Annotated in this window: 9 protein-coding genes; 5 read left to right on the top strand and 4 right to left on the bottom strand. The window is 55.3% G+C overall.

Annotated elements, in window-relative coordinates; translation table 11 throughout:
- The first annotated feature begins 452 nt into the window (after positions 1–452).
- Positions 453–944, top strand: coding sequence for a peptidylprolyl isomerase (locus tag HNQ65_RS14920; RefSeq protein ID WP_343076566.1), 492 nt, complete (start codon positions 453–455; stop codon positions 942–944).
- A gap of 176 nt (positions 945–1120) precedes the next feature.
- Here the strand turns inward: HNQ65_RS14920 and HNQ65_RS14915 are convergent, their stop codons facing one another.
- The gene (locus HNQ65_RS14915; RefSeq protein WP_184340374.1) at positions 1121–1969 is read right to left on the bottom strand and encodes a PIG-L family deacetylase; all 849 of its coding nucleotides are present in this window, start codon (positions 1967–1969) and stop codon (positions 1121–1123) included.
- 135 nt (positions 1970–2104) lie between these two features.
- Here HNQ65_RS14915 and HNQ65_RS14910 point away from each other — a divergent pair, with 135 nt between their 5' ends.
- The 3 genes from HNQ65_RS14910 to HNQ65_RS14900 all read left to right on the top strand — a co-directional run bounded on the left by HNQ65_RS14910 (position 2105) and on the right by HNQ65_RS14900 (position 5899).
- Positions 2105–2557: a GatB/YqeY domain-containing protein gene (locus HNQ65_RS14910; RefSeq protein ID WP_184340373.1), complete on the top strand. Its 453-nt coding sequence runs from the start codon at positions 2105–2107 to the stop codon at positions 2555–2557.
- A gap of 145 nt (positions 2558–2702) precedes the next feature.
- Entirely contained in the window at positions 2703–3371 is a 669-nt protein-coding gene (gene ispD, locus HNQ65_RS14905) for a 2-C-methyl-D-erythritol 4-phosphate cytidylyltransferase (protein WP_184340372.1), read from the top strand.
- Positions 3372–3379: 8 nt separating this feature from the next.
- Positions 3380–5899, top strand: a complete 2520-nt coding sequence (locus HNQ65_RS14900) for an MFS transporter (RefSeq protein WP_184340371.1) — start codon at positions 3380–3382, stop codon at positions 5897–5899.
- A 672-nt stretch (positions 5900–6571) separates the two neighbouring features.
- On the opposite strand, the gene drt3b is transcribed toward HNQ65_RS14900, so the two are convergent.
- The 3 genes from drt3b to HNQ65_RS14885 form a co-directional block, all read right to left on the bottom strand.
- Positions 6572–8569, bottom strand: coding sequence for an antiviral reverse transcriptase Drt3b (gene drt3b / locus HNQ65_RS14895; RefSeq protein ID WP_184340370.1), 1998 nt, complete (start codon positions 8567–8569; stop codon positions 6572–6574).
- Positions 8566–9768, bottom strand: a complete 1203-nt coding sequence (gene drt3a, locus HNQ65_RS14890; RefSeq protein WP_184340369.1) for an antiviral reverse transcriptase Drt3a — start codon at positions 9766–9768, stop codon at positions 8566–8568. Before drt3a ends, drt3b begins: the two co-directional genes overlap by 4 nt.
- A gap of 532 nt (positions 9769–10300) precedes the next feature.
- A complete protein-coding gene (locus tag HNQ65_RS14885) occupies positions 10301–10648 on the bottom strand; it encodes a hypothetical protein (RefSeq protein WP_221306174.1) in 348 nt (115 codons plus the stop codon).
- A gap of 531 nt (positions 10649–11179) precedes the next feature.
- Between HNQ65_RS14885 and HNQ65_RS14880 the strand changes: the two genes are divergently transcribed.
- The gene (locus tag HNQ65_RS14880) at positions 11180–12751 is read left to right on the top strand and encodes an MFS transporter (RefSeq protein ID WP_184340367.1); all 1572 of its coding nucleotides are present in this window, start codon (positions 11180–11182) and stop codon (positions 12749–12751) included.
- Positions 12752–12915 lie beyond the last annotated feature (164 nt).

The raw sequence follows: 12915 nt of genomic DNA, 5'->3' as shown, positions 1-12915 counted from the left end.
TCCTTCCGGGCCGAGTTGTTTTTACACTCCGGCATCACCGCCAACCGCTCCGGCACATGGCGCCAAATTTTTTCACTTTCCCCATCATCTTCTCACTCACTTTGGCCCGCTGGCTGCTCTACTAAAAATCAGCTGAGGCGCGAGCTTCGCAAACATTTCTCGGGTTCGCCTGAGGAAACACACAACGAGCTGGGGAGTCACTTCATGGTTGGGACTCCTTGGTCACCTAAAAGGCCCGGAAGGATTTTGGTTGGGTCCTTCCGGGCCGAGTTGTTTTCAGCCCTCGGCATCCCCCAATTTTGACCATTGCAAATCAATGGCGCCGTGGCTCATTCGCGGTTCTTACCAACCCACCTATGAAATCAATCGCACCGACTCTTGCCGCTCTCGTTTTCGCGTTTGCCGGTCTGACCGGAACATCCCCAGCCCAAACCGTGAGCGAAGCCAAACCTGTGAAAATCGTGATGGAAACCACCAAAGGCACCATCGAACTCGAACTCGATGCCGCCAAGGCCCCCATCTCCGTGGCCAATTTCGTCAGCTATGTAAAGAAAGGCTTCTATGACGGCCTCATCTTCCACCGCGTCATCCCAGGCTTCATGGCCCAGGGCGGCGGCTTCACCCCCGACATGCAGCAGAAGCAGCCCGACGGCCAGATCGAAAACGAAGCCAAGAACGGCCTCAAGAACGTCCGCGGCTCCATCGCCATGGCACGCACTCCCAACCCCCACAGCGCCAGCTCCCAGTTCTTCATCAACCTCAAGGACAACTCCTTCCTCGACTACCCGGGCCAGGACGGCTGGGGCTACTGCGTCTTTGGCAAGGTGACCAAGGGCATGGAAACCGTGGACGCCATGGCCGCCGTCGAAACCGGCCGCAAGGGCCCTCACGGCGACGTCCCTCTTGAGCCCATCATCATCAAGAGCGCCAAACTCGCGGAATAATCACCCCGCTCAGCTCCGAGAACTCCCCATGCCAGCCGAGAAATCGGCTGGCATTTTTATTTCCGCACTCCTGCCCGTCGATCAGCGCATGGCAAACACCCAAAACAACAACCACCCCGTCGCCAACAACGGTCAACAACTGTAAACCACCGTCAACAAACGTAAACCATCGCTCTTTACATAAACTTCTTCACGCGGTCGTGCACATCCGCCTCCAGCCGCTTCACATAGTTCACCGAGTACTCGATCGGGCACAGGCTGTCGTCCTGCGTCAGCGGCGTCAGATCCATCGCAAACGTTAAGAGGCTCGTCTTGTCCGTCGTGTGGGAGTCAAAGTAGGTCGCATTCGCGTGGCGCAGGCCTTCTTCCGCCAGGTCATAGCGCTTCCCACCGCTGATCTGCGAATCAAACACTCCCAGCAGCGGGCGCAGCATGTGCGGGTGCTTGTCCACCCACAGCATCACCTTGTCGTCGTGCAGCAGCCAGTCCAGCTTGCGCCACACCTCGCAGCCATAGACCTTCTCCGGGCGCATCTCCGGCGGCAGCTCGCGGATCGCCTCCAAGCAGCGTAGAAAGGTCGCCACATGCGTGTCATGCCTGTCGCACGGGTTGTGGAGGTACAGGATCTTCGGCTGCGCATGCTCCAGGATGAATTTCAAATCCTCCACCGCCGGCGCATGCCGCGGCTTCTTGATCTCATCGCTCGGGTACCCCAGCTGCACCATGATGCTGTACTCGCCCACATACGCCGCCTTGCGCTGTTCGATCAGGCGCACCTTCTGCATCTCCTCATCCGTGTAGCTCTCATACGGCCCCTTGCGCGGGCTGCCCGCACCATCCGTCACCACCACTCCGCCAAACCACTGCTCCTTGTCATGAAAGCACTCGGTGATGCCATGATACGCGGCGATTTCCAGGTCATCCTGATGGGAGACAATCCCCAGATGCGTGACGCGCCTCAGCGCCGTCCACGGTTCAGTTTCGTCTGGAATGTAGAGATCGTGTTTGGGATGTCGAAATTGCACGGGATTGTGACCATGCACCGCATGACGGGCAGTGCCAAGCGCATTCCCATTCACCCCTCCCTAACGTCTGGACAAAGCCCGCCGCCACGCCATGATCGCCAGCCCGTCTAAATCCAACCCAGCCGCTCCCCACCCATGAGCTTCACCGCCCAAATTTCCGAAGACCTCAAAAACGCCATGCGTGCCAAGGACACCGTGGCCCTCAACGTCATCCGCAACCTGAAGTCCGCCCTCAAATACGCCGCCATCGAAAAACTCGGCGCCGAAGGCGAGCTGGGCGACACCGACGCCCTCGCCGTCGTCCGCAAGGAGATCAAAAAGCTGCAGGATAGCGTGGACGGTGCCGAAAAAGCTGGCCGCCCCGAAGCCGTCGCCGCCGCCAGGGCCGAGATCGCCGTCCTTGAGAAATACCTCCCCGCCGCCATGAGCGCCGAGGACCTCGGCAAGCTCGTCGAGGCCGTCATCGCCGAGCTCGGCGCCACCTCCAAAAAAGACATGGGCGGCGTCATGAAGGCCCTCCAGGAGCGCGTCGCCGGTCGTGCCGACAGCAAATCCATCTCCACAGAAGTGGCCAAACGCCTCGCTTAAAACCCGGCCTCTGAAACACTGAACCAATCAACACCGCAGACAATGAAAAATCACAGAGCCTTGATTCAGAAGGTATTCTCTGCGGTCTTCTAATCTCTTGCGTTGTTAAATCAGGGTCCCATAGCTCCATGATTCCCCGGCCTTCATGACCTCCGCCATCATCGTTGCCGCAGGCAGCAGCCGGCGCATGGGGTTCAATAAACTCCTCGCTCCCCTGGCAGGAAAGCCCGTGCTCAGCCGCACCCTCGCCGCCTTCCAGGCCTGCGAGGCCGTGGCCGAGATCATCGTCGTCACCAGCGAGGGCCTGCGCCCCGAGATCGAGGCCTGGCGCACCGCTGGCGGGCTGGAAAAGGTCACCCAGATCATCATCGGCGGCGCAGAGCGTCACCTCTCCGTCCACGCCGGCCTCCAGGCCCTCAGCCCCGCCTGCGACATCGTCGCCGTCCACGACGGCGCACGCCCGCTCATCTCCGTCGCGCAGATCACCCGCTGCATCAAGGCCGCACGCACCCAGGCCGCCGTCGCCTGCGCACGCCCCATGACAGAGACCCTCAAGCGCTGCGATCCCTCCGGCCTCATCATCGGCTCCATCGACCGCGCCCACGCCTGGATCATGGAGACCCCCCAGGTCTTCCAGCGCCCCCTCCTCGTCCGCGCCTACGACGCCGTCATCCGCGACTCCCTCCTCGTCACAGACGAAGTCTCCGCCGTCCAGCACCTCGGCGCTCCCGTGCACGTCGTCGAAAACTTTGAACTCAACCCCAAGATCACCTTCCCGGCAGACATCCTGCTGGCACAGCGATTTGTGGACTGATCTCCCCCATGCCCGACTCCGCAGACCTCGACCACGCACCCCATCTGCCACGCCGAAACTGGGCGTCCATCGTGCTCGTGCTGTTCGTGCAGGCCATGAACTCCTTCAGCGACAACTTCGTCAAGATGTTGCTCATCGCGCTGTCCATCATCATTGCCAAGGACTCCTGGGTCGGCCGCCACATGGAGCTCTGGCTCGGCGCCATCTTCTCCCTTCCCTACATGATCTTCGCCCCCCTCGCGGGCTACTGGTCTGACCGCTTCTCCAAGCGCAACGTCATCATCTGGATGCAGGTCATGCAGATCATCTGCTTCGTCTGGCTCTCCCTCGCCCTGTGGATGCAGCGCGTGCCCGGCTCCCTCGAGATCTCCCTCGTCGGCTTCTTTGTACTCGCCGTCCAGGCCGCCGTCCTCAGCCCGGCCAAGATGGGCATCATGAAGGAGCTCGCCGGTTCCCGCCGCCTCGGCCAGGTCTCCGGCTGGCTCCAGGTCACCATGCTCGCAGGCATCCTCGGCGGCATGTGGGCCGGCGGCGTCTGGTACGGCACCGAGTATGAAAAGACCCACGATGCCTGGATGTCCGCTCTCTGGCCGCTCATCGTCATCAGCATCTTCGGCATCCTCGAGCTCATCGCCTCCCTCTGCATCCAGCCCACCCCCTCCCACACCGAGGTCCACTGGCGCAAAGGCATGGCCCTCGAGCACTTCGAGAGCCTCAAGATCGTCTTCCGCCGCCGCTCCATCCGCCTCGCCGCCCTCGGCGTCACCTACTTCTGGTTCATCTCCAATGCCCTCAGCTTCATCCTCGTCACCCTGACCAAGGAGCTGCACCCCGACACCGGCCACGGAGACGGCCCCATGGAGCTCGCCAAAGTCGCCGGCATCCTCGGCATCGGCGTCATCAGCGGCAGCTTCTTCGCCTCCCACATCTCCAGAAACCGCATCGAGCTCGGCCTCATCCCCCTCGGCGGCTTCGGCCTCGTCGCCGGACTCCTCTGGTCCGGCCTCGCCCCCCTCGGCAGCAGCTGGATGTACGCCGGCATCATCTTCACCGGCGCCGCAGGCGGCTGCTTCATGGTCCCCCTCTACGCCTTCGCTCAGGACAAGGCGGAAAAGCAGGAAAAAGCCCGCATCCATGCCGGCATGAACCTCATGGACTGCCTCGGCACCCTCGTCGCCGTCGCCATCGTCGCCCTCATGAAGTGGCTGGACCTGCACTCCTCCACCCAGTTCCTCATCCTCGCCATCCCCACCTTTGCAGCCGCCGTTTACATCATGCGCCTGCTGCCCCAGGACCTCGTGCGCTTCCTCATGCTCGCCGCCGTCCGTTTCACCTACAAGGTGCGGCCCGTCCACGTCGAGCGCATCCCCGCCACCGGCGGCGTCCTCCTTTTGCCCAATCACGTCAGCTACGTCGATGCCCTCATCGTCGGCTCCGCCAGCCGCCGCCCCGTCCGCTTCGTCATGTGGGACGCCCTCTACAATCTCTGGTGGCTCAAGTGGCTCATGCGCCTCGTCGGCACCGTCCCCATCTCCGCCACCCGCGCCAAAGACGCCGTCCGCGCCGTCGCCGCCGCCCTTCAGGAGGGCGAGGTCGTCTGCCTCTTCCCCGAAGGCCAGATCACCCGCCACGGCATGATCAATGAGCTCCGCCGCGGCTTCGAGCTCATGGCCCGGCAGGCCGATGCCCAGGTCGTCCCCGTCTATCTCGACGGCCTCTACGGCAGCATCTTCTCCTTCCAGGGCGGCAAATTCTTCACCAAGCGGCCCAAGCACATCCGCTACCCCGTCTCAGTCCACTTCGGCCAGCCCCTCGCCCCACGCGCCGCCACCGCCGAGGCCGTCCGCCAGTCCATGCTGCAGCTCAGCAGCTCCGCCTTCCTCCAGCGCAAAAGCTGGCTCCACGCCGAAGCCGACCTCCCCGCCTTCGCCAATGCCCTCCGCCTCGCCGAAGTCGAGTGGCATCAGGCAGGCGATGTCTTCCTCTCCCTCGAGCCCGAGGGCAGCATCATCCACCGCACCGTCAAAGCCCTCACCCAGGTGATGCCCGGCACCAAGTTCATCGACCACCCCACCGACGCCCACGCCACCCACATCGTCGCCTTCTGCACCCGCACCACCCTCAGCCAGCTCACCGGCCACGAGCGCCTAGTCTTTTGCCTCGACAGCTCTCCCACCAATCTTCCTCCTCCTCTTACTCCTACTCCCCCTCCCTCGCCCGGATCTCCGTCTCCCTCCCCCAGCTTGGGCTTCGAAGCTTCAGCGAAGGAGGCCCTCCGCGGCTACATCGATCCCCTCACCTCCCTCCTCCTCAGCACCGAGACCCCCAACCCGCCCATGCCCGCCGGCGACAAAGACGAGCAGCTCGGCCGCAAACCCAGCACCCTCGGCCGCCTCCTCCCCGGCCTCGCCATCCACCCCGCCCCCGAAGGCCTCCACATCACCGGCCTCCTCCCCAAAGACGACCGCACCATCATCCTCTCAGGCATGAAAGTAGACGAGCACGGCTTTTTGGTCGCCACGGTTTGATTCAAATTCGCGGTCATTCGCAGCCCATTCTTCTGCATTCGTGTTTGAAGTACGATAGACACTCCTGTCTATCAATCAGCGCGCCACCATTCCCCCAGGCCAAGTCCGGCCCTAGCTCATTTATCTGCGATGGTAAATCCGTGCGCCCCTAAATTTCACCAATGGCGCTAAGTCAGGTTCTAATTCGCGATCATTCGCGAGTATTCAAAACCATTCGCGTTTCCAATTCAGCCTTTCAGGAACCGCATTTCATCTGCGCCATGGCTGTCTGCCCGGAAGAAGTGCGGAGAATCTCACCAGCATGTCATACCACGATACATTGAAAACAGGTCGATTTGCGTATTCCCCAAAAGCCAGACAGCGATCCCCTCTGCACTGAATCTTACCCCCTCGGGCTCAGACTTGTCCTTCATAGCTTTAGCGAAGAAGGAAGCTTTTCTCATTTGAAGCAACACTCGGAGCATTACGCATAATTTTTCCAAAAACAACGGGGCCATCCGAAGATGGCCCCGTGACGCTAGTGCAGGGTGTGTGTGGCTCGGTGAAAAGCCACAAAGCAACGTGAAACGCTAATCTCATGCAGCCGTAGAAGTTGTCACATGTGAAAATCACATGTGACCTCTATTGATCACTCAACAGGTCACTCACTAAACGCGGAGTTACCTTAACAGATTAATATCCCAAGCAAAGCTCTTTCTTTTGTAGATATACAAGATTATCGACAGTTCTGTCCCAATCAAAAAACCATGTTTGAGAAGAAAATTCATGTACAAATGAGTTAAGATCAGCTCGAGTGGGTGCTGGCAATTTTAGTTCAGCGTATATTTTTTTTCCGATATTTAGTTTGAACGAAACTTCAGCCCATGGGCAACTTAACATATCAAGGGAAAGGCAGAACATTTCCGTATCTTCTAAAATACTCGCTGCTCCGGCAATAAGCTGTTGAGCAACATCAAACGCCATTACCTGAAGTCCTTTATATTCAGCGCGGTCCGAAGCGAAAAATATAATGGCAATAATTGTAAAATATTCGGGCCTTCGCTTTGTGTTAACACCGACCATACAGAGTGGCAACACCAGCCTTTCTGGCACCCTCCAATATTCTTTAATACTGCTCAGTGCGATAAGAAAATTAGAGATTTCAAGGTGATTGTCGCCGTGATTAAGATTAGCGTGCTTCAATATAACAATCGATTCTCTCACAATTGCATCTTCAATTTCCTTTGAATCAACAGAAGGAAGCCACTCACAAGACTTAGCAATGTCCGACAATATTCGACTAATCAATATCGAAGTCCTGAACCTGACATCGACAGAAAATAAATAAAAAGCAACTTCAACAACGCATCTTATCCATTGCCCTGCCAAAACATTTCCTGGTTTCTCCAACCGAAAAAAACCAATCTTCTTGCACACAAGATTGTGAATGATCTTCAAGGCGGAGGACGAAATATCTGGATACTCAACTCTCACTTCACCAATGATTTGTCTCACACCGTTAATCACTTTAACACTTGAAAAATGATGGTTGCTTTGAGTCAAATCACTCTTCTCAGAAAGAGAAGATACAGCATTAAAATCTAATAGACTTGTTATCAACTGGCTGATTCGCACTTTTGCCGTCGAAATCCCTGTGATAAACGGCCTTCTTGAGGTCGAAGTTTTCTTTTCGTTTACGTAAAGCTTGAAGTATTCTAAATGATCTTCAATAACTTCTTGAATGTGGTCCAATACACGCACTTCGTTAGCAAAAATGAAGTAATCATCAATATAACGGCGCACTGAATAGTCTACCCCATCAACCAACTTGATATTACAACCAGTTGTGTTGATTTTATCGGGCATGCAATCTGCAGAAAGTTGACGTTTCGCCCTAGAATCAATTTCTTGAAAAATAATCTCCGCAAATATTCGTGAAAGTTCAGCGCCAATAAGAATTCCATGTGTTTCGCCGTGATTCGAACGGCGCATAATTGCATCAAACTTCGCATCAAATGTATGAGCACAAGATTTTTCCATTTTTGCAGCCGCTTTTCCTTTAATCGCCCATGATATAGAATGCGTGTAAATACTACCGAAGCATTTCGATATATCTATACGTCGACATGCGAAAAATTTACGTTCTAACGCCAATAAATCTTTGGAAGTATAAAACTTTTGAAGCAAATTATGAGGCTCGTACACAAAAAACGAGCTGGCATGTTTTTGAAGTTGATTTTCCACCTCTCCGTTTAATCCAATTGAGGGCGTTCCCGAGTTAGGCTGATATGCAGTTAAATTATGTCCAACTCCGCTATTCGTATTCTGCTCATGGCCGAAATACATTTTAGCAATTCGACAGGGCCTGCGAAGACTCCACTTGCTTTTTGAACATAGGCTAACTATGAGGTCGCCATAGTCTGAGTATAATATAGCTGCATCCTCTAGGAGGAGTGGATGTATCAAACCGAGCATCCGCTTGCGCCCTTCACCAGTGCGTATCCAGTATGAATATGGAATACAGGAATCTATTTTTTTTGCGAGTAATTTTTTTATCCCTGACGAGGGAGAAGACGGCTCCAGAATGGCTCGATGCAAGTGATGAAACGAGAACCGAAGCGGCACTTCGTAAGGTATAAGATCAGTAAGGATTGCTCGCTTAGAGTCACTTTGTTGAATCGGTCGCTTCATTCTGACCATGCAGTGCTGATTTGTTGAAGGCGCAATTGAGAGAAACGATGAAGTATTCGCTTCTCCCAGCCGATAACAAATGAATACTTCATAAGGCTTTTTATTTGTTGCGCTTGACGCACTCTCCCACGTCTATTCAAAAAGGCCCGCAGCCTTACAAACCGCAGCCGTAAAAATTCGTCGATCTCAGCGAGTTGCGTTTTGGCCGTTGTGATCTCAGAGTAGTTATAAAAAATACCCGTTCGAATCGGGGATGAGTGTGCAGATTTGTTAATAGTATAATTTCCGGTGAGCGATTTGATGCGATCTCTCAATAGAAACCAATCTCCATTTTTGTAAAAATCGGAAAAAGATTCAATAATGCGTTGGCGCAATCTTTCACACTTAGATTTCGAAATCGAGATAGTAACATCAGCTGGCTTTTTGCTTTTTTGCAAAGCGCGTGTGAATTGATAGCCGAGATAATCTAGCTTAATCGGAACTGTATGCGACTCTGAGACTGCAATAGTTTTAATTTTATTCAGCTTTAAGCTTTGGCTCTCAAGCACCTCCGTTATTCGATCTAATATGTTTTGGGCATTTTCGGATGCCACCAAAATCATATCATCAACAAACCGTCGATAGTAATACACTTGTTTAGTCTCTCTCAGTTTTTCATCAAATTCCAGGAGAAATATTTCAGCTAAAGTCGAACTAATAGAAAGCCCCCAAGGAATTCCTAACGCGTGAAATTTTGAACTGAAATGTTCAATCTGGATAATTGTATTTAATTCTAATGCGGAGAGAAATCCATCCATTCGGAGTCGTTCAATTAGCCACCGAAAATTGATGGTTCTAAAAAAGCGTTTTATGTCAGCTCGGACAAAATTTAGATACGCATCTGATTTCAGGATGACACTAAGTTGACGGACTATTGCGTTACGATTCGGTGGCGTAATCTTGTAGAAACGGCGTAGACGGCCGTTTAGGTAGCGGAGAAACAGCTTGTCCTCGAGCCTTGCTGGCTCAAACACTAGTTCTTGGCCTTTTAAAAATGGCTTATTTAGCCCCAATGAGTACGTGGGTGAATTCAGACTATCCCTCGCCAGCAAAACTTGCTTTAGCACTTCATCTTCAGAATCACCTAATTGATACGTGCGAACGTCCTGTTGCCGCATGTAAAATCGGAGCTGTCCCTCTGTAAAAGGTGGCGATGACATGGGTTATTTACTCGTTTTCTAATTTAAAGGGAAAATTATCGTAACCCACTATCGAGCATCTTTTTTACAAACAAATGATTAATATTTTAATTCTTCCTCAAGAAAAAACGCCAAATTTTACACGGTTCGACCTAAAACTTTGATTATCAAATGGGTGCAAAATCCAGTCCCCTTTCAAACCCTCCATGGTGCGCAAGCTCATCCCCAAATGAGCCGCCCAATCCAAGCCACACGCTGCGAACAACGTTCAGGCATATCCGCCCACCCACAGCCCCTCACCAGGACAGCCAAGCAGAACAACATCTCACCATCGACGCCCAGATACAAACTCCCACGCCGACCCGGCGGCACAAATTCCGCCAATAACGCGAGCCCTGAATCCCCCAACCGACAGCACCTCAGCGCCACGATTTCAGAAGTCATCTCTGTGGTCTTCGAATCTCTCGCGGTGCAATCTCCGGCCATTCCTCCCGAGTGACTCCCCGCAAGGAGGTGCAAACCCACCACGAATATTTCATTTCAAGCCAGAGGCTCAATCGTATCCACCAGCAAAGATCTTCTTCCATTCCGGACTCAGCAGCTCCCACGGAAAATCGCCAGGAAACGACTTCTTGATCCTCGCCCTCTCCTCGGGGTCAGGCACATCCGTGCGGCTCAGGTCGATGATCACATGCCAGCCCACGTGGATTCGTTTCAGGCAGTGGATGTATCCCATGTCCGGCAGAAAGGCCGGAATCGCATCCGTGCCATCTTCAAATTCCGGCGAGCATTCAACAAAGCAGTAATCACCGCTCACCTTCAGGTACTCGATCTTCAGCACAATCGCCTTGGTCAGCTTCTTCTCAGCATATTTTCGTCTCCCGATTCGCCCGAGCTCCAACTCAAAGAGCCTTTCTCTGCGTTTTTCCAATCTCTCGCGGTGCAAAATCCCTCTGCCCTCTCCCCTCATCCCCCCTCATTCAAAATCTCCAATTTCCGTGTCTTCCGCGCCTTCCGTAGGCCCTCCCTCTTTTTTGCTCACCCTACGCCTGCGAAACCCAGCGCCCCCTTCCCCCCACAGCTTCCGTCATGACTCCCTGCTCCGACCATTAGTGTTTTATTAGTGTACGATCAGTGGTTCAAAATCTGGCTCCAAGCCATCCACAAAGCTGCCTCTTTTTCGGCTCGCCATTCGCCCAAGCTCCAATTCAAAAAGCCTTTCTCTGCGGTCTTCCAATCTCTCGCGGTGCAAAATCCACATCCGCCCGCCTTCCGCTTCAGCCTTCCGTGTATTCAGTGCATTCCGTGGTTAAAAAACTCTGCTCCCTCTGCCTCTCCGCCCCTCTGCGGCAAAATCGACTCCCCCAACGTCTCCTGATTTCCAAGACCATGAAGCTTGACCGCATGGCACAAAAGATGTTCCCCTCCCCGCATGCCTGACTCCCCACCCGCACCATCCTCATTAAAGCAGACCATCCTGCGCGGAGCCGTCCTCGCCCTCTTCTGCTGGGCCGTCGGCTGGCTGGCAATGTACAAGCTGGCCCTCGGCGTGGTGGCTGGCTGGGTGATCGGCGGAGCAACCTTTGGCATCGGGCTGTATGCCATCGCAAACCTGAAGGGCGCGCCGGCGGGGCTGTGGGTGACGTTTGGGCTGAAGCTGCTGAGCGTGACGTGCTACAAGATCCTGATGGTGGTGATGGTGAGCTACCTGAGCAAGGACTGCGGCATGAGCGCTGCAAACGCGCAGTATGCATATGCGGTATTTGGATTCATGATGTCGTGCTGCACGCTGCTGGCAGGCAGCATAACGGATGCCATCGGGCTGCGGCGGACGCTGACGCTCGGGGTGTCGCTGGCGGTGCTAGCGCGCGTGATCATGATCTCGGCATCGAACCCTTGGATCGCGCTGACGGCTGGGCTGGTGCCGGTGGCAGTGGGTGAGGCGCTGTGCACGCCGGTGCTGGTGGCGGCCACGCGGAAATTCAGCACGGCGGAGCAGCGCAGCGTGGCCTTCTCCGTCTTTTACGCGCTGCTAAACCTGGGCTTTCTGGCGGCTTACTTCATCTTTGATGGGGTGAAGGGATTGTCCAACGGTGGCATGACGATTCATACCTGGGTGGGTGACCACAGCGTGCAACGTGTGCTCTTTGCAGTGAGCGCAGGAATCGAGGTGGTGATGCTGCCGGTGCTGCTGCTGCTGCGTGAACGCGATGCGCTGGGCGAGGACGTAGCCGAAGGCGCGAGTGCGCCGATGCAGAGGATGACGGCGGGAGAGGCGGTGGCGAAGTCGGCGCGGCTTTTTTCAAAGCTGCTGAGTCATCCGGGCTTTCCCCGGCTGCTCATGTTTCTCGCAGTGATCGGCCTTCTCAAAATCGTCTTCAGCATCATGGACGGGGTGCTGCCGACTTTCCTGGAGCGCGAGCTGGGGGCGGAGGGCGGTGCGCGTGCGGGACGTGCAAACGCGGTGAACAGCGTGCTGATTCTCATCCTCGCGCCGATCGCGGGGATTTTGACGCGGAAGATTCCGGCGTATCCCATGGTGATCTTTGGGGGTTTTATCACCGCACTGTCGTTTGTGTTTCTGGCGCTGCCGTCATCATTCTTTCAAGGGCTGGCGGACGGGCCGCTGGGGCAGGCGGTGATCCGCGGTTATTTTGCGTGGCAAGGTACAGCGCATCCGTTGTTTCTAATGGTGGTTCTCTGGCAGGTGGTGTTTTCCATTGGCGAGGCCTTTTACTCCCCGCGTGTGTATGAGTATGCGGTGTCCATCGCCCCGCGCGGCCAGGAAGCCAGCTACGCCGCACTCTCGGCGGTGCCACTGATCTTGGGTAAGATCACGACGGGCACGGTGTTTGCATGGCTGCTGACAAGCTACTGCCCTGAGACCGGCCCGCGCGACACCGCCACCATGTGGAGCATCGTGGGCGGCCTGGTGTTGATGGCCCCCCTGCTGCTGCTGGTGCTACGCCCCTTCATCCGCATGAAGGAAGAAGGCAAAGAATAGCAGTATCAGTACCCGGGGCATTCCTGCCCCGTCAGAATTCTTTACTGGGAGCGCCGGTGTCCACACCGGCTCCGGCCACCGCTCCGCCACACACCAAACTCCGCACCACCCACAGCTCTCACTCCGCCTCAAGAACCCAAGAAAGCGCCCCAATAAAAACAGAA

It is taken from the genome of Prosthecobacter vanneervenii, assembly GCF_014203095.1.
GTDB classification, from domain to species: Bacteria; Verrucomicrobiota; Verrucomicrobiia; order Verrucomicrobiales; family Verrucomicrobiaceae; genus Prosthecobacter; species Prosthecobacter vanneervenii.
The sequence above is the reverse complement of the archived record's forward strand: the minus strand, read 5'-3'. Positions and strand labels throughout refer to the sequence as shown.